This is a genomic window from Oceanobacter mangrovi (assembly GCF_019740315.1).
Taxonomy (GTDB): Bacteria; Pseudomonadota; Gammaproteobacteria; order Pseudomonadales; family Oceanobacteraceae; genus Oceanobacter; species Oceanobacter mangrovi.
The window spans coordinates 205,689-227,474 of the sequence record NZ_JAHXZR010000008.1; the positions used below are offsets into that span (position 1 = coordinate 205,689).

At 54.7% G+C, this 21,786-nt stretch carries 22 protein-coding genes; 4 read left to right on the plus strand and 18 right to left on the minus strand.

The window, feature by feature from the left end; translation table 11 throughout:
* Nucleotides 1–75: 75 nt before the first annotated feature.
* The 4 genes from K6123_RS16740 to K6123_RS16755 form a co-directional block, all read right to left on the minus strand.
* Nucleotides 76–1,200, minus strand: coding sequence for an ATP-NAD kinase family protein (locus K6123_RS16740; protein ID WP_221799810.1), 1,125 nt, complete (start codon nt 1,198–1,200; stop codon nt 76–78).
* 54 nt (nt 1,201–1,254) lie between these two features.
* Entirely contained in the window at nt 1,255–2,361 is a 1,107-nt protein-coding gene (locus K6123_RS16745; protein ID WP_221799812.1) for a phospholipase A, read from the minus strand.
* Between the two features lie 79 nt (nt 2,362–2,440).
* The gene (locus K6123_RS16750; RefSeq protein ID WP_221799814.1) at nt 2,441–2,890 is read right to left on the minus strand and encodes a hypothetical protein; all 450 of its coding nucleotides are present in this window, start codon (nt 2,888–2,890) and stop codon (nt 2,441–2,443) included.
* Nucleotides 2,891–2,962: 72 nt separating this feature from the next.
* A complete protein-coding gene (locus K6123_RS16755; RefSeq protein ID WP_221799816.1) occupies nt 2,963–3,871 on the minus strand; it encodes a DMT family transporter in 909 nt (302 codons plus the stop codon).
* Nucleotides 3,872–4,165: 294 nt separating this feature from the next.
* Here K6123_RS16755 and K6123_RS16760 point away from each other — a divergent pair, with 294 nt between their 5' ends.
* On the plus strand, nt 4,166–4,735 hold the full coding sequence (locus K6123_RS16760) for a MarR family winged helix-turn-helix transcriptional regulator (RefSeq protein ID WP_221799818.1): 570 nt from the start codon (nt 4,166–4,168) through the stop codon (nt 4,733–4,735).
* Nucleotides 4,736–4,768: 33 nt separating this feature from the next.
* Here K6123_RS16760 and K6123_RS16765 read toward each other — a convergent pair whose 3' ends face one another.
* Nucleotides 4,769–5,542 carry a ferredoxin--NADP reductase gene (locus tag K6123_RS16765; protein ID WP_221799820.1) on the minus strand — a complete coding sequence of 258 codons (774 nt, stop codon included), beginning with the start codon at nt 5,540–5,542 and terminating at the stop codon, nt 4,769–4,771.
* 148 nt (nt 5,543–5,690) lie between these two features.
* Between K6123_RS16765 and K6123_RS16770 the strand changes: the two genes are divergently transcribed.
* The gene (locus K6123_RS16770; protein ID WP_221799822.1) at nt 5,691–6,569 is read left to right on the plus strand and encodes a LysR family transcriptional regulator; all 879 of its coding nucleotides are present in this window, start codon (nt 5,691–5,693) and stop codon (nt 6,567–6,569) included.
* A 70-nt stretch (nt 6,570–6,639) separates the two neighbouring features.
* Here K6123_RS16770 and K6123_RS16775 read toward each other — a convergent pair whose 3' ends face one another.
* From K6123_RS16775 to nudC, 3 genes are read right to left on the minus strand one after another with little or no spacing between them, the layout of a single operon-like run.
* A complete protein-coding gene (locus tag K6123_RS16775; RefSeq protein ID WP_221799824.1) occupies nt 6,640–7,200 on the minus strand; it encodes an LOG family protein in 561 nt (186 codons plus the stop codon).
* Between the two features lie 37 nt (nt 7,201–7,237).
* On the minus strand, nt 7,238–7,504 hold the full coding sequence (locus K6123_RS23520) for a cysteine-rich CWC family protein (RefSeq protein ID WP_221799826.1): 267 nt from the start codon (nt 7,502–7,504) through the stop codon (nt 7,238–7,240).
* Between the two features lie 4 nt (nt 7,505–7,508).
* The gene (gene nudC / locus K6123_RS16785; RefSeq protein WP_221799828.1) at nt 7,509–8,348 is read right to left on the minus strand and encodes an NAD(+) diphosphatase; all 840 of its coding nucleotides are present in this window, start codon (nt 8,346–8,348) and stop codon (nt 7,509–7,511) included.
* Between the two features lie 150 nt (nt 8,349–8,498).
* Between nudC and K6123_RS16790 the strand changes: the two genes are divergently transcribed.
* Nucleotides 8,499–10,097, plus strand: a complete 1,599-nt coding sequence (locus K6123_RS16790) for a tetratricopeptide repeat-containing sulfotransferase family protein (protein WP_343224009.1) — start codon at nt 8,499–8,501, stop codon at nt 10,095–10,097.
* A gap of 79 nt (nt 10,098–10,176) precedes the next feature.
* Here K6123_RS16790 and K6123_RS16795 read toward each other — a convergent pair whose 3' ends face one another.
* Entirely contained in the window at nt 10,177–11,475 is a 1,299-nt protein-coding gene (locus K6123_RS16795) for a homoserine dehydrogenase (RefSeq protein WP_221799832.1), read from the minus strand.
* Between the two features lie 334 nt (nt 11,476–11,809).
* Here K6123_RS16795 and K6123_RS16800 point away from each other — a divergent pair, with 334 nt between their 5' ends.
* Complete coding sequence (locus tag K6123_RS16800; protein WP_221799834.1) at nt 11,810–12,319, plus strand: glycine cleavage system transcriptional repressor; 510 nt, start codon at nt 11,810–11,812, stop codon at nt 12,317–12,319.
* Here K6123_RS16800 and K6123_RS16805 read toward each other — a convergent pair.
* The 9 genes from K6123_RS16805 to ndk all read right to left on the minus strand — a co-directional run bounded on the left by K6123_RS16805 (nt 12,306) and on the right by ndk (nt 21,605).
* The gene (locus K6123_RS16805) at nt 12,306–12,941 is read right to left on the minus strand and encodes a class I SAM-dependent methyltransferase (protein WP_221799836.1); all 636 of its coding nucleotides are present in this window, start codon (nt 12,939–12,941) and stop codon (nt 12,306–12,308) included. The genes K6123_RS16800 and K6123_RS16805 overlap by 14 nt on opposite strands.
* A 258-nt stretch (nt 12,942–13,199) precedes the next feature.
* A complete protein-coding gene (gene der / locus K6123_RS16810) occupies nt 13,200–14,726 on the minus strand; it encodes a ribosome biogenesis GTPase Der (RefSeq protein WP_221799838.1) in 1,527 nt (508 codons plus the stop codon).
* A gap of 67 nt (nt 14,727–14,793) precedes the next feature.
* A complete protein-coding gene (bamB, locus tag K6123_RS16815) occupies nt 14,794–16,008 on the minus strand; it encodes an outer membrane protein assembly factor BamB (RefSeq protein ID WP_221799840.1) in 1,215 nt (404 codons plus the stop codon).
* Nucleotides 16,008–16,667: a YfgM family protein gene (locus tag K6123_RS16820; protein WP_221799842.1), complete on the minus strand. Its 660-nt coding sequence runs from the start codon at nt 16,665–16,667 to the stop codon at nt 16,008–16,010. Before K6123_RS16820 ends, bamB begins: the two co-directional genes overlap by 1 nt.
* A 64-nt stretch (nt 16,668–16,731) precedes the next feature.
* Nucleotides 16,732–18,012, minus strand: coding sequence for a histidine--tRNA ligase (gene hisS / locus K6123_RS16825; RefSeq protein ID WP_221799844.1), 1,281 nt, complete (start codon nt 18,010–18,012; stop codon nt 16,732–16,734).
* 7 nt (nt 18,013–18,019) lie between these two features.
* Nucleotides 18,020–19,150 (minus strand): flavodoxin-dependent (E)-4-hydroxy-3-methylbut-2-enyl-diphosphate synthase, encoded by a 1,131-nt coding sequence (gene ispG / locus K6123_RS16830; RefSeq protein WP_221799846.1) that lies wholly within the window; start codon nt 19,148–19,150, stop codon nt 18,020–18,022.
* A gap of 22 nt (nt 19,151–19,172) precedes the next feature.
* On the minus strand, nt 19,173–19,967 hold the full coding sequence (locus K6123_RS16835) for a tetratricopeptide repeat protein (RefSeq protein WP_221799848.1): 795 nt from the start codon (nt 19,965–19,967) through the stop codon (nt 19,173–19,175).
* 12 nt (nt 19,968–19,979) lie between these two features.
* On the minus strand, nt 19,980–21,098 hold the full coding sequence (gene rlmN / locus K6123_RS16840; protein ID WP_221799850.1) for a dual-specificity RNA methyltransferase RlmN: 1,119 nt from the start codon (nt 21,096–21,098) through the stop codon (nt 19,980–19,982).
* Nucleotides 21,099–21,179: 81 nt separating this feature from the next.
* Nucleotides 21,180–21,605, minus strand: a complete 426-nt coding sequence (gene ndk / locus K6123_RS16845; protein ID WP_221799852.1) for a nucleoside-diphosphate kinase — start codon at nt 21,603–21,605, stop codon at nt 21,180–21,182.
* Nucleotides 21,606–21,786: the final 181 nt, after the last annotated feature.

Consider the following 21,786-nt stretch of genomic DNA (forward strand, 5'->3'; position numbering starts at 1 on the left):
TGTAGATATTTTCCCTAATTACCAAATTCATCTTAAGGCTTTATTAACGAGCCACTGACTTGTACAGCCGGGCCATTATTCAGCATAGCCGACCGGATACAGAATGCGGTCCTGATAGCCTGTCAGGATTTCCATTGTTCCAGCCCAGCGGTGGTCAAACTCGTTGTCACCACTGTCGATAATCAAATGGCGCCCCCCCAGAGCGGTAATCTTGGTTTTGGTGGAAACCAGAATCAGGTTGTCACGTCCCAGTTGCTGCAACACCTGCAGGCTGAATTGCTGGTTGCCACGGCCGATAATATGCCCCTGACCACCCATAATACTGAGAATGGCTTTGCGTTGTGGATATTGATCCAGCAGCTGCAGGATTTGTTGTTCGTTGATATCGGTGGCAATCAGCTCACCATTGAGCAAGGCATCAACCCCCAGCAAGGTGCCTGCAAGACCCATTTCCTGCAGCAAGGCCTGGGTGGTTTTGCCGGAGCCAACCAGATACAGGCAGTCGTCTGCCATTTCCTGTTGCAGGGTCGCGGCAATGTCCGCCAGCACCAGCTCCTCGACTTCGACACCGCCCTGCTTCACTGCCTGCACAAAATGACCAACTTGCGGTACTCGCATATCGCCATAATGACGGGCACGTACGACGCCCTGACGAAACGCATCTTCATCCAGGTCTCGGACCTCGGACTCGCGCATATCCACCAGCTCACCTTGCATCAAACGCAGAATCACTTCTGCACTGGCCAACGGGGTAATGCCGTAAACACCCGAGTGAATCTTGACGCCAGCAGGAATACCCAGCACCGGCAGCTGCTCACCAACGACGGAGCAAATATCCCGAGCGGTACCGTCGCCACCAGCGAACAGCAACAGATCAAGTGACTGCAACAGCATCAATTCGGCCGCTTTGAGCGTATCTGCAGCGGTCGTTGGCTGCGACAGAGGAACATCGAGGGTTTCAAACGACAGTCCGGCCTGTTGCAGCCAGTCGGCCCCCATCTCACCTGGACAGCTGACAAAATAACATTGAGCCTGCAATGGCTTTAATAACTGCAGGGCCTGCAGCGTCCTCAGACCGGCTTTTTTCTCCGCCCCCAGCGCCAGTGCCTGCGCTACGGTTGCTTCACCATCACTGCCCTTGAGGCCAACCGCACCACCAATGCCTGCCAGTGGATTAACGATCAGTCCAATTCGAATCATAGGAAGCTCCTGAGCAGATATTCAGCGTGTTGGTACGCGTTAACCAAAACGCAATTATATCCAGTCGCTCAACTTGATGCCGAGGCCAATCCGCCGCTGATAATGGTTGTAGTCGATCAGGCTTTCACCATAACCGTCAAAATAATGCACAAACCAGCTCAGCCGCTCGGTTAACGGGAACGTCACGTCGAGCGAGAAGGCACCGCGATTGTTATCAAAATCGAGGTTGTTGCGCATCATCGCCGATATCGAATGGCGGCCATAATTACGGATGTAATACAGCTCGCCGTAGCCCAGATAATCTTCGATATCCGGGTTGTCGTTGTCTGACGGGTCATAGGGATCGGCTTTTTTGCCTTCCGGAATCCGCCACCAGCTGCGCAATGCCCACACGCCATGGGAAAACGCCACGCCACCGGTAAAGGTGATGCGGTTCCAGCTGCGCGACAATGAACTGGTCTGGCCATTCGACTGGTGGTTCAGCGCCAGCGAGGCATGATCCAGCCAGCGGGTTTTTGGCAACCAGCTGTAGATGATTTCCGGCTCGTGATTGGTTTCGCGAAAGGGTTTGGAAATGCCGGAATTGTAGGCCTGCCAGAACGAGCGATTGGTGTAGGCCACCTCGAGGCGGTCGAGTTTGCTGAAGATATTTTCTGAGAGAATGTATTTGATGCTGATCTGCATTACTGCTTCGACATGGTCGTAGCCAGCGTTGTAGTCCTGACTGCCGTCAGAATAATGATCAACCAGCTGCTCCAACTCACGATTATTGGCGTTCTGCATGTAGCTGAACGGCATGATGTAGTTGGGCCGATGTGGCAGCAGCACAAATGGGCTGGAGGCTGCCAGATCTTCCACCTGCATGCGCTCTACCGCCCGAGGAGCGTATTCGCGTACTGAGGGTTTGAATTCTTCCGGTGCGATTAACTCAACGTCCATCGATTGGCGCTTGAGCGGCTCATCTTCCAGCAAGGGCGTATCCGATGCTTCTGAACTGCCTCCCAGTAGCGGCGGTTCTTGCGCCGCCGCTTCAGCCGCTGTTGCGACTGCAGCCTGAGTCACTGAGGCCAGGGACAACAGCAGACCAGCCACAACCGTTAACGCCAGGCGGCACAGACCCGCCGGACGCTTTCCTCCCCCCATCAACTCAACACGGCGCATAACAACGGCATCCCAAACAAAACCGTTCACATGTTAGGGCAGCCGTTGTTACAGCTCAACGAGCAACAATGCAGGCGTTCTAATAAACAAGCGTGTCCGCATCCAGATAAGGGGTGCGCTGGGCCTGATACTCATTTTTGCAGTGTGGGCAGATACGCACGTCTTTCTTGAGAATACGATTGTGCAAGTGATACTGCTTCTGTTCGCCTTCCCAGCAATAGGAACAATAAGGCTGGCCATACAAACGGCCATCACGGCTTTTGTAATAACCATCACCACGACGACGCAGGTTAGCCTTGGCATGCAGCAGCTCGCCCATGGCTTTTAATTCAGCATCCTTGTCCTGCAGATGGCCCTGCATAATGCCGAGTTCCATCTTGGCTTCGGAGATTGCTCCGGTCAGTTCCGCCAACAGGGTTTTCAACTCGGCTTTTTCCAGCACAAAGCCGGCTTCCCGAATCCGGAAGCCAACCTCATTTGCCTGATTCAGACTGCGCAGAATATCGCTTAAACGCCCCTGACCCGCCATAGTTCACCTCTTTTCTGACGCTTGTTGGTAGCAGAGCGCCAGAGTCCCGTCACTTTCCGGCTGCTGGCGTCTTTACAGAGGAGATTTAGCAGCTTTGATGCCAGTTTCCGTAGCAGTGCTCAGGACGCTCTCCATACGGCGACGAAATAACGAAGGTTTCAGCTGTGCCAGCACCACACAAGCCAGCACCAGCGCCATGCCCAGTCCTTGCACCAGCGACAGCTGCTCACCCATCAGGGCAATGCCACAGAACACTGCGACCAGCGGATTCAGCAACCCCAGGAACGACAGCTGATCAGACGGGATGTGTTGCAGCGCCTTGAACCAGCACAAATAGCCAACGCCCATACCAACCGGCGCGATCCACACCATCGCCAGCACCGCAGGCAGATCAAAGTGCGGCAGTGGGTGGCCGCTGGCCCACACCAACGCGACCAGCACCACACCACAAATCAGGAACTGGCCAGCCGCCATGGGCAGTGGTGGAACACCTTTGGCAAAACGGGGAATCATCAACATTCCGACCGACATAAAAAAGCCCGCCAGCAATGCCAGCACAATACCAATCGGGTCCAGCGGCTCAGCAGCTCGCCATACCAACAGCGCAACGCCTGCTGAACCACCAATGGCCGCCAGCATCTGCAACAAGCGCGGTGCCTTCCCAGTAACCCAGCGGATCAGCAAAATCTGCAACGGCACCGTCGAAACCAATGTTGCCGCGACACCACCCGGTAAACGGCTGATGGCCTGAAACAACAACATGGTGAAAATACCGATGTTGAACGTGCCCAGAATGACCATCGACTTCCAGGCTTTTTGCCACACGCTCAGCGGCACAAACGGCATCAACAAAAGGCCTGGAATCAAAATCCGCAGGGAAGCCACCCAAAGCGGGTCCATGCCTCCCATCCAGTGCTGGGTGACGGCATAAGTTGTGCCCCACAGCAAGGGAGCCACCAGTCCGATCAGCCAGTAAATCATATTCACCTCATTTATCTTCAAGCAAAGATAGTTAGTTAGCGCGTCGGCGTGGACCAATGGTTGCTACCGCCACCCTCACCAATTTGGTGCCCAGAGCCTTTTCAGCACGATTTGACGCATTTTTATCTTCACATGAAGATAGTTTCTCAATTCTAACGCCAAAACTATCTTCACATAAAGACAAAAAGCACACCTCTGCGCATAAATATCTTCACATCAAGATTCTTGATCGGGATAATCCATTTCAACACCGTCAGAATGACGATCCCGTGTCCCTGTGCATAAGAACAAACCATGAGCCAGACTGACCATCTCGACTTTATTTGTGGCCAATGGGCCGAACAATTGCCAGATCTGAATACCGATGCCATGCAGCTGATTGGCCGGGTTTATCGGCTTTACCACTACCTGTTGCCGGAAATCGAAGCCTGCCATAAACGCTTTGGCCTCAATTTCGGCGAGTTTGATGTGATCGCGACCCTGCTGCGCAGTGGTGATCCCTGGACTCTGACGCCAACCGAGCTGTTCCAGAGTGCCATGCTGTCATCCGGCGCCATGACCAATCGTCTCAACCGGCTCGAAAAGGCGGGTCTGATCAGCCGCAAGCCATCAGCAACAGACCGCCGTTCCTTATTGGTAGTGCTGACTTTTGCAGGACGGGCAGTCGCCCACCGGGCTGTTATCGCCCATATGGAAAATCTCAATCGATTAACGGCGCATCTGGCCAAGCAAGACAAACAACTGCTGACAGGCCAATTACGTAGCTGGTTATTGGGTTATGAACTGCCTGATGAAGCAGAAAATGGCCAGCAAAATGATGACGGGGATGAAGATAGTGATGGAGAAGATACGGCCACCAGCTGATCAGGTGGCCGCTGTCTGTTTCTGAACGAAGACTTATTTCTCAACGAAAGCCCGTTCGACAACATAATGACCCGGTTGGCCGCCACGGGCTTCACGGAAACCCATGCCATCCAGCATATCGGTCAGGTCTTTCAGCATGGCCGGGCTGCCACACAGCATAAAACGATCATTTTCGGGATCTGGCTGTGGCAAACCAATGTCAGCGGCCAGCTTGCCGGAACTCAACAGGTCGGTCAAACGGCCCTGATTACGGAATGGCTCGCGGGTTACCGTTGGGTAATAGATCAGTTTGTCACGTACGGTTTCACCGAAATATTCGTTGTTTGGCAATTCGTTCTCGATACGCTGCTGGTAGGCCAGCTCACTGACATAGCGAACCCCGTGGGTCAGAATCACTTTGTCGTACTGCTCGTAGATCTCGTAATCCTTGATGATGCTCATAAACGGCGCCAGCCCGGTACCTGTGCTCAACAGGTACAGATTCTTGCCCGGCAGCAGGTTATCAGTGATCAAGGTACCTACCGGCTTGATACCAACCAGGATTTCATCACCGACCGCCAGCTTTTGCAGATGTTTGGTTAATGGGCCATCCTGAACCTTGATGGAAAAGAACTCCATTTCCTCTTCATAATTGGCACTGGCAATACTGTAGGCGCGCAACAGTGGCTTGTTTTCAATTTCCAGCCCAATCATGGTGAAATGGCCGTTCTTGAATCGTAACCCCTGATTGCGGGTTGTGGTAAAACTGAACAAGGTGTCATTCCAGTGGTGTACGCTGGTGACGGTTTCTTTAATCAGATTGCTCATTAATCCTCCCGAACCGGAATGAAGTCTGTGTTAGTGCTGGAGACAGGATGTGCTCAACAGCGCTCAGTGATTGATGAACTCACTGTACGCCCGACACTTTTTTCTGGAAAACAAATTGTTTAAATATTACTAATCGGATTTACCGAACATGCGATACACCCTCAGACAACTGGAAGTCTTCATCGCCATCGCCCAGAACGGCAACCTCACTCGCGCTGCCGACCAGCTGGCGATGTCACAAAGTGCTGCTTCATCAGCCCTCAAGGATCTCGAAAACCAGTTCGATATCCAGCTGTTCGACCGGGTTGGCAAACGTTTGCAGCTCAATGAACAAGGACGCTTGTTATTGCCCGAAGCCCTGTCACTGATGGAGCAGGCCTACAACCTGCAAGCCAACCTGATGCAGCATAGCAACACCGGCAAGTTGCGACTGGGCGCCACCCTGACGATTGGCAACTACCTCGCAGTCGGCATGATTGCTCAATACATGCAGCAGCACCCCGGCGCCGACGTCTCCCTGACGGTCGACAACACCGAACACATCGTCGCCAAACTGCTCAACTTTGAACTCGACGTCGCCATGATTGAGGGTGAAATCAATCACCCCGACCTCGATATCCACCGCTGGCAAGATGATGAACTGGTAGTTTTCTGTAACACCAAACACCCGTTAGCCAAGCGTGGGCTTGCCAGCGATGAAGAACTGACCCATGCACGCTGGATTCTGCGCGAGGAAGGTTCCGGCACCCGACAGGCATTTGACCGTGGTATGCACGGCTTGTTGCCGCAACTGACTGTTGCAATTGAGCTGGAACACACCGAAGCCATCAAACGGGCGGTGCAGGCCGGACTGGGGATTGGTTGTTTGTCGCGTATTACGCTGGAAGATGCTTTCAAACGCGGCGATCTGGTGGCGGTCAGAACCCCGCAGCGGGACTTTGGCCGCAGCCTTTATATCGTCTTGCATCGGCAGAAATTCCGCACCGCCGGCCTGAATGCCTGGCTGGAGCTGTGCGGTAACCTCTAACGATTGCTGGCACCAATACGCCCGGAGCATTTGCCCCGGGCATCACAACAACGTCTAACGCTGCAGCGGACTAGTCCCACTTCAGTTCGGGAGCCTGATAACTCCGGAACGCTTCAAGCAAGGACTCTGGTGTATCAGCCTTGATCGCCATTTCATGGTGGTGGGACTTGAGAAAACCGGCCTCCGCCATATGAGCCAACATAGCATGCAGGTGATCGTAATAGCCGTTCACATTGTAGAAAGCACAGGGCTTGGCATGATGACCCAGCTGGGCCCAGGTCCAGGCTTCAAAGATTTCCTCAAAGGTGCCAACTCCACCAGGCAAGGCCACAAAGGCATCTGCCATGGATGCCATCATCGCCTTGCGCTCGTGCATATCGGCCACCACGTGTAATTCAGTCAGCCCCTGATGGCCAATTTCCTTTTGTTCCAAATAAGCCGGAATCACACCGTAAACCTTGCCACCCTGCTCCATCACAGCGTCAGCAATCGTGCCCATCAAACCGACCTTGCCGCCACCATAAACCACCTCAATATGATTGGCGGCAAAATAGTGGCCAAGTTCTTTGGTGGCTTGCTGGAATATCGGGTCATGGCCAAAACTGGAGCCACAAAAAACGGCTACTTTCATAATTCTGCTACTACCCTCGAGAAACACATCAACTCCGTCATTTGTTCACTGAGAGCTCAGGCAAATGACCATGCTGTTTGAAAAACATCAGACAAGCATCACACAGGCAGCGTTCCGGGTCGATCAATTCCAGCTGCTGCTTTAGTTCTGGCGGGAAGCCGCGACTCATACACCAGCACTCTGATGCCTCACGCTGGTTGGCAACCGCACACTCGTTAGTTTTCTGGCAAACAGGGCAACGTGTTTCCGCTGCGGCCATATTGTTCGCAGAGTCTTTGAGCTCATAAAACAGTGGTTTGCTCATGGCTTCAGGACTGCTGACAACGGTCAACAAAATGCTGGATCAGCTGGCCGGAAATCGAGACGGTTCCCGGCACTTGTGGCAGCTCGGAATAATGGAACCAGCGGGCGTCGTCGATTTCATCGCCATCAATACAGATGTCCCCTTCGGCATGTTCTGCCATAAAGCCCACCATTAACTGCCCCGGGAATGGCCAGCTCTGGCTACCGAAATAATGCAGATTGGTAACCCGAATACCTACTTCCTCGAAAATCTCCCGATGTACCGCGTCTTCAATGGTTTCACCGGCTTCGATAAAGCCAGCCAGAGTGCTGTAGAAATCGGTGGCATAACGGGTGTGATGTGCCAGCAGACAATATTCCCCCTTGGTAACGATGGTAATCACACAGGGATTAATGCGCGGGAAATAGAACTTGTTGCAGGCCTCGCAGTGCATTGCCCGTTCCTTGCCATGCAACACGGTTTTGGCCCCACAAGAGCCACAATAGGCGTGATCGCGTGCCCAGACACCCAGCTGTAAACCACGTGATACCAGAGTGTATTCCGCCGCCGTCAGGTGCGGTAACACGGCACGTGGCGGCTGCCAAAGGGTATTGGCAAGCTCGACTGGCTGCTCCAGCACCACCAGCTGACAGGGATGCCGCTGATTGGCGATCCCCACATAAGCGGGGCCATGGCGAATCTGCAGACGATCCTGCACCACTTCAAATTCATCCCGGGTCAACAAGGCCAGCTCCCCGGATGACAGCGACAGCAGTTCGCCGCCTGCGACCAGCAAATAGCAGTCTGGCTCAATATGCTGCTCCGCCTGATATTCACACAGTTCAAAGTGCTCGATTCTGCCCATTATGTTCGCCTGTATTGTTATATCTGTTATCTGTCACCGTGGAATCGGCAACCATACACCCCGCCTATGACGCTTCGCAAACCGGTCGAAGTAGCCAAGCCAGTGGTAGCTACCGCACAAATCGCCCGCTTTGGGGCATAATGCTTGCCAGTGGATACAACCAGCGAGAGCAGTAGCGTGGTCAAAACGGCAGCAGCAAAGGCCAAAACAACCAGCGCCCAAAACAGCGCCAAGGAAAACAAGGCAGCACAGAAGCCGGTCAAGGTGAGCCTGCCGGGCAGACCACCACAGGTGATGCCGGGTAGTGAAGCCCTGGCGCAGGCCCAACGCCTGTTAGCCAGCCAGCAAACCGCTGCCGCTATTCCATTATTACAGCAGCTGACCAGTCAGCTGCCAGCACTTGCCGCTGGCTGGTTGATGCTGCTCGATGCCCTCAACCGGGTTGGTGATCTGGTTGGTGTTGGCCGCGCTGCGGAAGCCTGCTTGCAGCACAAGCCCAGATTTGTTGCCGCCCTCACTTCCCTGTCACTGATCAAACGCATTAACCAGCAACATGCGGAAGCGCTGGCGTTGATCGACAAGGCCATCAAGCAGGAACCGGCCAATGCCGAGCTGCACAACCACCATGGTGTGATCCTTAAGGAAATGGGTCAGATGGACAAGGCACTAAGCAGTTTCCAGCGCTGCCTGGCGCTGCAACCGAATAACGCCAATGCGATCTGGAACCGCTCGGATATGATCCACCAGCTCGATGAGTACGAATATCAGCAACTGCAAAAACTGGCTGCCAGTAATCAGCTACAGGCCAACAAACGGGCGATGATTTATTACGCGCTGGGCCGCAGCGACGAAGCTGGCGGTCGTTATGCCGAGCAATTCGACAATATTGCCGCAGGTGCCGAGCTGAAGCGTTCGGTGATCCCTTACCAGCATGACACCGAGCTGATACAGTTCGACAAGGCCATTGAGGCGTTCCCGGCAGCTCCTGTTGTTACGCCGACGGAACAGCAGGCCAAAGGTCCGATTCCGATCTTTATCTGTGGCCTGCCACGCAGCGGCACTACACTGACCGAGCAAATCCTGTCGAGCCATCCGTCTGTCACCGCCGGTGATGAAATCAATGATCTGCCACTCGCCTGTGGCAAATTACTGGCCCGCAAGGGCATTCGCAAAAGCTTCCCGGACTGGTCTGGTGATCTGACCGAACAGGATTGGCAAACCATTGGTGAGACCTACCTGAGCAGCACCAGGGCGCTGCATGGCGGTGGCTGGTTTACCGACAAGAACCTGCAGAACTACAAGGCCGTTGGTCTGATTCGCAAGTCGCTGCCCCAGGCCCGTATTGTGATTTGTCGGCGCGATCCGATGGATAATCTGTGGGGCTGCTACCGCCAGTTTTTTTCTGATGGCCAGTATTTCACCTATCGCCAGCAGGAACTGGCGGATATCTGGAACGCCACCGACCGCCTGATCAAACACTGGCAGGCCACTGGCAAGGATATTTTTGTGATGGATTACGAAACCCTGATTGCGGAACCGGAGCCAACTATCCGCGCACTATTGGATTTTGTCGGTTTGCCGTGGGACGAGAACTGCCTGAACTTCCACCAGAACAAACGCAGCGTGCGTACGCTATCGGCTACCCAGGTTAGACAGCCGCTGTCTAACAGTCGTGTGGCACAGTGGAAACGATATGAACAGCAGCTGCAACCCATGTTACAGCGTTTACAGCTGGATGATCCGGCATAGCAAGCGGCTGCCATCGAACAGCCGTTGAACAGACCATAAAAAAGGGAGCCGAAGCTCCCTTTTTACGTTTGCGACTGAATCAGCTCAGCTGCTCAACACGAATACGGGTCACCTTACCCACAGTGCTGTCGAGACCTTCAATCGCCACGATGGCATCATTCATGGTTTTCTCAACGATGCGGTGAGTCAGAATGATGATCTGGGCCAGGTCTTCATCCTGCTCAGGTTCTTTCTGAATCAGGGCTTCGATGTTGATATCGCGATCCGCCAGAATGGTGGCGACCTTGGCCATCACACCACTGCGATCCTGCGCCTGAATACGCAGGTAATAAGCGGTTTCCACGGCTTCAATCGGCAGCACCTGCACATCTTCAATGATGTTGTAAGCCAGGTGGTTAACCCGCGCAGTGGCGTCGGCTTCCATGGTCCGCGCCAGGTCAACGATGTCGGCAACAACCGCAGAAGCAGTTGGACCAGCGCCAGCGCCAGCACCAACGTAGAGAGTGTCCCCAACGGCGTTACCATTCACCATCACAGCGTTCAGTACACCATCAACCTTGGCAATCGGACGATCTTCCGGAATCAGGGTTGGGTGCACACGCAGGTCGATGCCTTCAGCGGTCTGGCGGCTGATGCCCAGATGCTTGATGCGGTAACCCAGCTCTTCAGCGTATTCAACGTCAACACGGGTGATCTTGCTGATACCTTCGGTGTAGCAACGCTCAAATTGCAGCGGGATGCCGTAGGCAATGGAAGACAGAATGGTCAGCTTGTGAGCCGCGTCGATACCTTCAACGTCGAACGTCGGATCGGCTTCGGCGTAACCCAGCTGCTGGGCTTCCTGCAGCACGTCCGCGAAATCACGACCCTTGTCGCGCATTTCGGTGAGGATGAAGTTACCGGTACCATTGATGATACCCGCCAGCCAGTTGATGCGGTTGGCCGCCAGGCCTTCACGCAGCGCCTTGATGATTGGAATACCACCCGCAACGGCCGCTTCGTACATGACGGAAACGCCCTGACGGTCAGCCGCAGCGAAGATTTCTTCACCATGAACCGCAATCAGCGCCTTGTTGGCAGTCACAACGTGTTTACCGTGTTCGATGGCCGTCATTACCAGTTCACGGGCAATGTCGTAACCACCGATCAACTCAACCACGACGTCGATGTCCGGGTTTTTGGCAACCTCAAATACATCAGCCGTTACAGGAGTATCGCCGGTATCACAGTTCGGGTTAGGACGACGGGCACCAATCTGGGCCACAATAATGTCGCGACCTGCCCGGCGTGTAATGTTTTGCGCATTGGAGGTCAGCACGTTAAATGTACCGCCGCCGACTGTACCTAAACCACAGATACCAACTTTAACCGGTTTCAAGGTCATCTCCTCTTGAATCAAATACGGCTTTTACCGGGCCTTGAGGGCGCGGCAAGCGTCATGTAATCACTGCACTGGCGCCAGTGCCGGTGAGCCAGTATCCCGATTTCGGGCTGGCCGTCACAAAGGGCTGGAATTTATCACATTCCGCCACAAAACTGCGATGAGTACATGAGCCAAACGAAGCGCCACAGGCTACTGGAAGGTTTGGCGATGATCAATCTCGCCAGCGGCTATTTTCATCGTCTGCTGACACAACACCAGACAGGCTTGGTGTCGACGCCAAGCCTTGCTAACCTCTGGGTTCTGATCCAATCACCAGCTGGCCACCACTATGACAATTTCTCTGGTTCTGACTGTAATTGCCGATGACAAACCCGGTATCGTGGAAAACATCTCGGCCGCCATCTCCGCCCACCAGGGCAACTGGACTGAAAGCCGCATGGCCAGTCTGGCGGGCAAGTTTGCCGGTATCATTCAGGTAAAGCTGGACGACAGCGCCTGCGAAGGACTGATCGCCGATCTCGCTGCACTGGCGGCACAAGGGATTGAAATCCGTGCTGAACGCGGCAGTTCTGACAACGAGGGCACTCATCACCTGAATATGAATCTGGTCAGTAACGACCGTGCGGGAATTGTCCGGGAAGTATCCCAGGTACTGGCGCATCTGGGGGTCAACGTTCTCGAGCTGACAACGGAATGTTTCCAGGCAGAAATGTCGGCGGTACCCATGTTCCGCGCTGACGCGGAACTGCAGGTACCAGACCACCTCGACCAGGACGACATTGCCACCGCACTTGAACAACTGAGCAACGAACTGATTGTTGAACTCAGCCCGGCGTAAGCGGCTGACGCCGTAAAATCAGGGTTTGCCACTGCACTTCATCACGTCCGAACAAATCCTTGCTGCGCAGCGGAGCACCAATCCGCTGCACACTCAGCTTCATCGGATGGGCTATCGCCCGCACTTCCACTTCACTGACCGGATACATCGGCCGATCCATCTCCGATGGGCCATTACGCATGGTCATCACCAGCATGCCGTCATCTGCCAGTAACTGCGCCATCCGGCGTAACGCCATCGGTCGATGCGCAGTCGACAAATGCATCCACACCGCTGATACCAGAATCAGCTGATAGGCATCCCCCGGTACATGGCCGAGCGACGGCAAGGCGTCATCGACCCAACGCAGGGCTTCCTGACCAATTCCCTGCTCCGACGCCTTGTGACGCGCCAGTTCCCGCATCGCGGTGGCGGGCTCCACTGCGGTGACATGCCAACCATGGGACGCCAGCCAGCAGGCGTCACGGCCACTGCCACAACCAATATCCAACGCCTTGCCAACCGGCGTCTGGTCATTGAACCAGTCACTGTACAGCTGTTCGAATTCGAGGTCGTCGTAAAGCCGCGCCAGTTGGGCGGCGTGTTTGTCGTAGAAAGCAACACTGGCAGTTGGTGAAGGCATGGCAAGCCTCTTGTCGTCTGAACGACGTAACAATTTGATGAAAAAACAATGAAAAACCCGGCAGATGTACAGCCGAACACAAAGCCAGACCACAAAAGCGCTCCGGCGTTCCGGTTATTTCTCAAGCAAACGTCAAGAGTGTCAGACTGGCCTGTCTGGTGGTATCAGGGAAGGATTGCTGAAAGGCACAAACAACAACGGCCCTTGCGGGCCGTTATGGAATAGAAAATGGGAACAGAAAACGGATACACCTGAAAATCAGGAGCCCTTGCTGTTACGCTTGCGGCTTTCCTTGCGTACCTTTTCCTGTTTGATCTTGCGTTTGTTGGCGGTCCGTTCCACCGCCTCGGCACGGCGCCTGCTGCGGTGACGCACTTCCTTCTTGGTATCCGAGAAGGGGTTTTCGCCCTGCCGGAATTCGACCCGGATTGGCGTGCCCTTGATGTCCAGTACCCGACGGAAGGTATTGGCCAGATAACGCTTGTAGTCATCCGGCAGGTCGTTCACCAGGTTGCCGTGGATCACCAGCAGTGGCGGATTGGAGCCACCCTGGTGAGCGTAACGCAGTTTCGGACGACGGCTGCGTACCATGGGCGGCTGGTGACTGGCGACCGCGTCTTCCAGAATCCGCGTCAGCATGTTGGTCTGCCACTTGCCCATGGCCGATTCATACGCCTGATCGACAGACTCGTACAGGTGTCCAACACCAGTGCCGTGCAGTGCTGAAATAAAGTGCATATCAGCAAAGGTCAGGAAGTCGAAGCGACGGTCAATCTCGTCCTTGACGCGGTCCTTGGCGTCCTGGTCCATGCCATCCCACTTGTTGATGGCAATCACCAGGGCCCGACCGGCGTTCAGCACGAAGCTGAGCATGTGCAGGTCCTGTTCAACAATACCGGTACGGGCATCCAGCACCAGAATACAGACGTGACAGTCCTGAATCGCCTGCAGCGTCTTGATGATGGAGAACTTTTCTGCCGCTTCGGAAATATTCTTGCGACGACGCACACCCGCAGTGTCGATCAGGGTGTATTCCTGACCATGACGCTCGTACGGAATATAGATAGAGTCGCGGGTCGTGCCGGCTTCGTCGTACACCACTACCCGGTCTTCACCGAGGAAACGGTTTACCAGGGTTGATTTACCCACGTTTGGACGACCAACCACGGCGATCTTGACGCCCTTGATGTCGAGCTCTTCGTGGACAACTTCAGAGACGTTGCCTTCATCGTCTTCGTCCCAGACGTAGTTCCACTCGTCTTCGTCACTTTCTTCAGGCTCGTCCTTGCTGACGCCGTGAAGCTCATCCATAACGTATTCGACCAGCGCGGAAACGCCACGGTTGTGCGCTGCCGCAATACCGAGTGGCTCACCCATGCCCAGCTCGTACATCTCTGCCAACACCAGATCCGGGTTCTTGCCGTCGATCTTGTTGGCAACCAGATAGGCAGACTTGCCGCTCTTGCGCAGGTGTTCAGCAATGACACGGTCACCTTCAAGAATGCCGGCACCGGCATCAACCATGAAGAAAACGATGTCGGCTTCCTGAATCGCCTGATAGCTCTGCACTGCCATGGCTTCGTCGATGCCCACTTCTTCACCACTGATACCGCCGGTATCAATCACGATAAAGGGATAGTCACCAACCTTGCCCTCGCCGTATTTACGGTCGCGGGTCAGACCGGCAATTTCGGCCACCAGCGCATCGCGGCTTTTGGTCAGGCGATTGAACAGTGTGGATTTACCGACATTGGGTCGACCGACCAGGGCAATGACAGGAACCATGTAAAAACCTCAAGCAAAAAAGGGAGCCTGCGGCTCCCATTCAAAATAGGTGTTGGCAAGCCGGTGATCAGGAATCCTGATCGCCTTTGCTTACCAGCATAACGTCGCCATTGTTGGTGTATACCACCAGACCTTCCGGTGTTACCAATAACGGACTGTAGGCGCCAAAGTGCTGGCCACGCACACGACGCCAGCGAGTTGCCTCTGTCTGATTAGGGTAGCTGATGTGCAGTGCATTCGGTATCAGAGGCAGACGCGCCTGCAAATCTCCGTCTACCTGGCTCAGCAGATAGAGGTAACCTTCCTCATCAACCACTGCCAGCTGACTGCCCCAGCTTTCGACCGCACCCAGTTGACGACCTGCCAGGGTGGAAGATTTCCACACCGGGTTACCGGAGTAGACGTCAAACGCCCGCACACTGCTGTCGTCGAGGGTCAGGTACAGGTTACCCAGTCCCATCGCCGGGCTGGTGTAGCTTGAACCGTCGGTTTCCCAGCGGGTCTGGCCATCAGCACTGATAGCGGCCAGTTTACCGTGGTAACTGGCAGCATAAATCAGCTTGCCATCCACATGCACTGTGCCATCGGCATCGACCAGACGCTCCAGCTCGGAACGGCCTTCCGGCGTTGCCAGCCGCACATCCCAGCTGGGAACCCCCAGCCGTTTATCAATCGCAACCACCTTGCCATTAGCCAAGCCGGTTACCACCAGATTGTCCATGACGACCGGCGAAGCCGTACCCCGTACCGACAGGATCGGCATTGAGGTTTCGTACGACCAGCGCTGGGCGCCAGTGGCCAGATCAAAAGCTGAAATACGACCGTCAACCGTATGCACATAAGCCTTGTCAGCATCGAAACCGGCAGGCGAAACCGCTTCGCTGGTCATCGGTGCCTGCCAGATGGATTCCCCATCATCGGCCGACAGCGCATGCAGTACACCATCCCGGGTCGCCAGCAACAGTTTGCCATCAACCAGTGATACGCCGGCGCTGATCTTTTGATCCAGCGATACGGACCAGACTTCCGAACCATCATCCAGCTGCAACGCGACAACGCTGCCACTGCGATCCGCCATGTACAGCACGCCGTCCGCCACAACCGGCTGAATGCGGGTGTAATGGGTGCCGGAGCCAGTACCTATGGTGCGACGCCACTCAATCTGCAAGCCATTTTTGCCAACAGTCAGTGACTCCGCCGCGTCCTTGCCGTCAGCCGAAGGCTGGGAAGCACAGGCTCCCAGCATCAGCGCAACCAGCAAGGTACCAATACGAAACATCATCAGGCGTCCTCAGCGGCTACCAGAAAATCGGCCTTGCGCTTCAGCGGCTGGCTGTCGAGGCCCAGTTCGGTAGCAGCATCAACGGCTTCCAGGTAGGCCGCACGCGCGCCCTGGTTGTCGCCCTTCTGATACAGCGCATCGCCTTTGGCTTCCAGATACTGGGAAGCATAGGCTGGATCATCAACCTTGCTAACCAATGCCAGCGCGCCATCGGCATCGTTCTGGGCAATCAGCACATTGGCCAGGCGTACCCGGGCCATGTAGTTGATTGGGGCTTCGGCACTGTCGGCCAGACCACGCAGCTCTTTGGCAGCGCTGTCGAGATCACCGCTTTCAGCAGCAAAACGCGCCAGGAACAGGGTCGCAAACTGGCTGTAGGAAGAACCGTTAAAATCCTTCCGCAGTTGTTCGGCCAGCGCCACGGCTTCCTGCATGGCAGCATCGTTGGCTGTCGAGCTTGCCTGGGCTGCTTTTTCAGTCATGGATGCATACAGCGCAGAGGCGGCTTCGCCAGTGGCTTGCTGCTGGTCCTGATAAAAGTTCCAGCCGATCCAGCCGCCTGCCACCAGTACCACGGACAGCAAGGTGCTCTTGCCGTTTTCCGCCCACCAGCGTTTCAGCATTTCTGTCTGTTCTTCATCCGTACGCAGTTCAGTCATTGCCTGACGTCCCCTTAATCCAATGCGTTAAAAATTTGTTGTTGTATGCAGCGGTCTGGCCGCCTTACACCATGGCTTCGGTAAGCCAGCTGGCCAGTTCGGTCTGCGCGACGGTTTGCTGCTCAGCTTCACCGCGCAGATCCTTGATACCAATGGTGCCGTCTGCCAGTTCTGATTCACCCAACAGCAGCGCGTAACGGGCACCACTCTTGTCGGCTTTTTTCATCTGGCTCTTGAAGCTGCCACCACCGCAGTGGGTTTGTACACGCAGCCAGCTGTGTTCTTCACGCAGCTTGTCGGCCAGCAACAACGCCTGCAGATCAGCACCATCGCCCATCGCACAAATGTAAACGTCAACCGTCTGGTAGACTTCCGCCGGAATCACCTGCAGGGTTTCCAGCAGCAGAATCAGACGCTCAACGCCCATGGCAAAACCCACCGCCGGGGTCGGTTTGCCACCCAGCTGTTCAACCAGACCATCGTAACGGCCACCGGCACAAACAGTGCCCTGGGAACCGAGCTTGTCGGTGACCCATTCAAAAACGGTCTTGTTGTAGTAGTCGAGACCACGAACCAGACGCTGATTGATTTCGTAGCCAACGCCAGCTGCATCGAGAATCGCCCGTAGCTTGGCGAAATCAGCCGCGGATTCTTCATCCAGGTGATCGTGCAGCTGCGGCGCGTCTTTCAGCAACGCCTGGGTGTTCGGGTCTTTGGAATCCAGCACCCGCAGCGGGTTGGTTTCCAGACGACGCTGGCTGTCTTCATCCAGCTGGTCCTTGAACTGGCTCAGGTATTCCACCAGCGCAGCACGGTATTCTGCCCGGGCTTCGTTGCTGCCAAGACTGTTCAGCTGCAGGGTCACCGCATCTGCAATACCCAGCTGTTTCCACAAGCGCGCAGTCATCAGAATCAGTTCAGCGTCGATATCCGCCGTGCCAATACCAAAGGTTTCCACGCCAATCTGGTAGAACTGACGGTAGCGGCCTTTTTGTGGACGTTCGTGGCGGAACATCGGGCCGGTGTACCACAGACGCTGGGTCTGGTTGTACAGCAGGCCGTGTTCTTCACAGGCACGTACACAGGACGCAGTGCCTTCCGGACGCAGGGTCAGGCTGTCGCCGTTACGGTCCTCGAAGGTGTACATTTCTTTTTCAACAATATCGGTCACTTCACCGATAGAGCGCTTGAACAGGTTGGTCTGCTCGACAATCGGCATACGGATTTCGTTGTAGCCATGACCTGCCAGCAGCTCTTTCACCGTGCCTTCCAGGTACTGCCAAACCGGGCTGTCGGTTGGCAGGATGTCGTTCATGCCACGAATGGCCTGGATCTTCTTGCTCATACTTACCTTATTCTTGATTAACCAGCGCGGCGTCGGTTGCGATCATGGATTCACGTTGCGCATCCAGTTCAGCCGCGCGTTGACGAATCAGACGTTCCAATTCATCAACCAGATTTTCATTACCCAGTTTCTGGGCTGGCTTGCCATCGATATAAATCAGGTTGGGCTGACCACCGGCCAGACCCACATCCGTTTCCTTGGCTTCACCGGGACCATTCACCACACAGCCGATCACGGAAACATCCATATTGGTACGGATGTCTTCAACGCGGGCTTCCAGCTCGTTCATGGTCTTGATGACGTCGAAGTTCTGACGCGAACAACTCGGGCAGGCAATGAAGTTGATGCCACGGGAACGCAGCTTCAGCGACTTCAGCATGTCCCAGCCAACCTTCACTTCTTCAATCGGATCAGCCGCCAGCGATACCCGAATGGTGTCACCAATGCCGTCCCACAGCAGCAGACCAAGGCCAATGGAAGACTTCACCGTACCGCCACGCAGGCCACCGGCTTCGGTGATACCCAGATGCAACGGCTGTTCAATCTGACCGGCGATCTGGCGATAGGCCGCCACGGTCATAAAGATATCGGAGGCTTTCAGACTCAGTTTGAAATCCTGGAAATCGAGCTTGTCGAGGATATCAATGTGGCGCATGGCAGATTCGACCAGCGCTTCCGGCGTTGGCTCGCCGTATTTTTTCTGCAGTTCCTTTTCCAGAGAACCGGCGTTGACGCCGATACGGATAGGAATGCCGTTATGACGAGCCGCATCCACTACCGCACGAACGCGGTCATCGCGGCCAATATTGCCCGGGTTGATACGCAGACAATCAGCGCCCAGATCAGCCACCCGCAAGGCGATGCGGTAGTCGAAGTGGATGTCCGTAACCAGAGGTACCGAGACCTGCTTGCGGATCTGGCCAAAGGCTTCGGCGGCTTCCATCGTCGGAATCGACACCCGCACAATGTCAGCACCGGCGTCCTGGGCGCGCTTGATTTGCGCAACTGTAGCCGCAACATCGAGCGTATCGGTGTTGGTCATGGTCTGGATGGAGATGGGGGCATCACCACCTACCGGTACATCGCCGACCCAGATTTTGCGGCTTTTACGACGTTTGATCGGATTTTCGAAATGCATGACTCGTCTCGCTTACCTGTCTTCAGGAGCCGCTGAGGGATTCCTGATACAAGCGATATTCAGTGGAATTCGGGTAGTCATCTTTCAGAATGCTGGCCAGTCGTACAGCCTGGGCAGTGTCCTGGAAGATAGTCGCCAGCTTGATACCCAACCAGGCACTATTGGCCGTGTGGCGGGTGGTGCCCTTCTGCACCATACGATCAAGCCGGGTGAAATATTTGTTGGCGTCGTCGTAACGCTGCGCTTCAAACAGCAAGGTTGAGATGTTCAGCAAGGCATCAGCGTTGTATGGCGACAGCCGCAATGCTTCCTTGTAACTATCGATGGCCTTGATTGGCTGACCTTGCAGGTAGAAGTTCATTGCCAGATCAGAGTAAGCATTGGCACGACGTTCGTAATAACGATCACCAGCAGCCTTGTTGAGCCAGTCTTCAGCCTGCTGGTATTGCTTCAGCTGGGTATACAGGCGGCCAAGATGGTGCTTGGCGGCAGTGAAACTGCTGTCGAGCGCCACTGCTTTCTTGAGAAATTCTTCCGCCAGGTCGTATTCACCTTCAATCTGCCACACCAGACCCATCGCATCGTTGGCAGGTGCATAGTCACTATCAATTGCCAACGCTTTCTGCAGGCGATTACGCGCCATGTCAGGACGATCTTTCTGCAGGTAGCCATATCCCAGCTGGGTATAGTTTTCGACAGCCTTTTGCGGGTCCTTGTTCTTTTGCAAACCGCCTTCCGTGACTGTGACACAGGAAGCGAGGACTGAAATCAGCGAAATCAGTGTCAGGTGTTGCAGAATCTTGCCGGGCTGTCTCATACCTGAGGAACCTTATTGGTTGGAATCCAGTTGAACTGCATTGATGTATTTGGCGCTGCGGCGGGTACGGTCATCCACACGTCCGACCAGCTGGCCACAAGCGGCATCAATATCATCACCACGGGTAGATCGAATGGTGACGATATGGTTCTGACTCAGCAAATAATCACGGAAGCGGTACACGCGGTTGTTGCTGGGACGCTTGTAGCCGGAGTTCGGGAACGGATTGAACGGAATCAGGTTAATCTTGCACGGCACCTGCTTCATCAGCTCAGACAGTTCCTGAGCGTGTTCAAGACTGTCGTTGACGTTCTCGATCATGGTGTATTCGATGGTCGCCTTGCGGCGGTCCGCCAGCTTGTTGAGGTAGCGATTGGTGGCCGCAATCAGTTCCTTGATCGGATATTTGCGGTTCAGCGGTACCAGCTGGTCACGCAGGGCATCGTTTGGTGCGTGCAGCGACACCGCCAGCGACACGTCAATCACATCGCCGAGCTTGTCGAGCATTGGCACCACGCCGGAAGTACTGATGGTCACGCGCCGCTTGGACAAGCCATAGGCGTTGTCGTCCATCATCAGTTGCATGGCATCAACCACATTGTCGAAGTTCAACAGTGGTTCGCCCATCCCCATCATCACCACGTTGGTAATCTTGCGCTCACGACGCTCGCCGGGCGCGTGAAAACTCATCGCAGCCACATAAACCTGGCCGATAATCTCAGCCACGGTGAGGTCACGGTTAAAGCCCTGCTTGCCGGTGGAGCAAAAACTGCAGTCGAGTGAACAACCGATCTGCGAGCTCACACACAAGGTGCCGCGGTCTTTTTCCGGAATATAAACGGTTTCAATCGAGCTGCCGCCGGGCATACGCATCACCCACTTACGGGTGCCGTCGGCAGAAATATCTTCATACACAACTTCGGGCAGACGGATTTCCGAGATCTCGGCCAGTTTGGCACGCAGACCCTTGCCCATGTTGGTCATTTTTTCGAAGTCGGCTTCGCCAAACTGATGGATCCACTTCAGCATCTGCTGCGCACGGAACTTCTTTTCGCCCAGTTCGGCAAAAAATGCTTCCATTTTGGAGGGGGATAATCCCAGCAGATTGATTTTTTCTGAGGTTTCGGACATCGAGCAATTTACCTGGCGTAGCGCTTCCCAGCAGGAATAAGAAAATAAGTGAGGGCATCCGCCCTCACTCAGGCGACAAGCTTAGCGAGCGCAGATTTCTTCAGCAGCGAAGAAGTAGGCAATTTCGCGAGCCGCAGATTCTGCAGAGTCAGAACCGTGTACAGCGTTGGCATCGATGCTCTGGGCGAAATCAGCGCGGATAGTACCAGCAGCCGCTTCCTTAGGGTTGGTAGCACCCATCAGTTCACGGTTCAGAGCGATAGCGTTTTCACCTTCCAGAACCTGAACAACAACAGGACCAGAAGTCATGAAACCAACCAGATCCTTGAAGAAAGGACGCTCTTTGTGCTCAGCGTAGAAACCGCCAGCCTTTTCGTCATCCAGACGAACCATTTTGGCAGCAACGATGCTCAGACCGGCTTTTTCAAAACGAGCCAGAATTTCGCCAATTACGTTTTTGCCTACGGCGTCTGGTTTAACGATGGACAGCGTGCGTTCAACAGCCATTTGTGTGCTCCAATATATAGCAGGGTATAGAGTTAAAAATCGGGCGGATTATACGCACGTTTTAACGAAAGTTGTACGCAGGATTCAGGCCAGATACCAGAAACCTGCGGGCAATTATGTCGCGTACAGATAATCAACAGACTCTTGCCGTAAAACGGCAGTCAGACAAGCCCATTCCGGT

Excerpts from the sequence above, each read along its gene's own strand:
- K6123_RS16805 (WP_221799836.1), bottom strand. The coding sequence starts at position 12,941 with ATGCCTTCACCAACTGCCAGTGTTGCTTTCTACGACAAACACGCCGCC.
- bamB (WP_221799840.1), bottom strand. The coding sequence starts at position 16,008 with ATGATGTTTCGTATTGGTACCTTGCTGGTTGCGCTGATGCTGGGAGCC.
- K6123_RS16835 (WP_221799848.1), bottom strand. The coding sequence starts at position 19,967 with ATGAGACAGCCCGGCAAGATTCTGCAACACCTGACACTGATTTCGCTG.
- K6123_RS16750 (WP_221799814.1), bottom strand. The coding sequence starts at position 2,890 with ATGGCGGGTCAGGGGCGTTTAAGCGATATTCTGCGCAGTCTGAATCAG.
- K6123_RS16745 (WP_221799812.1), bottom strand. The coding sequence starts at position 2,361 with ATGCGCCGTGTTGAGTTGATGGGGGGAGGAAAGCGTCCGGCGGGTCTG.
- K6123_RS23520 (WP_221799826.1), bottom strand. The coding sequence starts at position 7,504 with ATGAGCAAACCACTGTTTTATGAGCTCAAAGACTCTGCGAACAATATG.
- K6123_RS16760 (WP_221799818.1), top strand. The coding sequence starts at position 4,166 with ATGAGCCAGACTGACCATCTCGACTTTATTTGTGGCCAATGGGCCGAA.
- hisS (WP_221799844.1), bottom strand. The coding sequence starts at position 18,012 with ATGAGCAAGAAGATCCAGGCCATTCGTGGCATGAACGACATCCTGCCA.
- ndk (WP_221799852.1), bottom strand. The coding sequence starts at position 21,605 with ATGGCTGTTGAACGCACGCTGTCCATCGTTAAACCAGACGCCGTAGGC.
- nudC (WP_221799828.1), bottom strand. The coding sequence starts at position 8,348 with ATGGGCAGAATCGAGCACTTTGAACTGTGTGAATATCAGGCGGAGCAG.
- ispG (WP_221799846.1), bottom strand. The coding sequence starts at position 19,150 with ATGCATTTCGAAAATCCGATCAAACGTCGTAAAAGCCGCAAAATCTGG.
- K6123_RS16775 (WP_221799824.1), bottom strand. The coding sequence starts at position 7,200 with ATGAAAGTAGCCGTTTTTTGTGGCTCCAGTTTTGGCCATGACCCGATA.
- K6123_RS16755 (WP_221799816.1), bottom strand. The coding sequence starts at position 3,871 with ATGATTTACTGGCTGATCGGACTGGTGGCTCCCTTGCTGTGGGGCACA.
- K6123_RS16820 (WP_221799842.1), bottom strand. The coding sequence starts at position 16,667 with ATGACTGAACTGCGTACGGATGAAGAACAGACAGAAATGCTGAAACGC.
- K6123_RS16765 (WP_221799820.1), bottom strand. The coding sequence starts at position 5,542 with ATGAGCAATCTGATTAAAGAAACCGTCACCAGCGTACACCACTGGAAT.
- K6123_RS16740 (WP_221799810.1), bottom strand. The coding sequence starts at position 1,200 with ATGATTCGAATTGGACTGATCGTTAATCCACTGGCAGGCATTGGTGGT.
- K6123_RS16800 (WP_221799834.1), top strand. The coding sequence starts at position 11,810 with ATGACAATTTCTCTGGTTCTGACTGTAATTGCCGATGACAAACCCGGT.
- rlmN (WP_221799850.1), bottom strand. The coding sequence starts at position 21,098 with ATGTCCGAAACCTCAGAAAAAATCAATCTGCTGGGATTATCCCCCTCC.
- der (WP_221799838.1), bottom strand. The coding sequence starts at position 14,726 with ATGGTTCCTGTCATTGCCCTGGTCGGTCGACCCAATGTCGGTAAATCC.
- K6123_RS16770 (WP_221799822.1), top strand. The coding sequence starts at position 5,691 with ATGCGATACACCCTCAGACAACTGGAAGTCTTCATCGCCATCGCCCAG.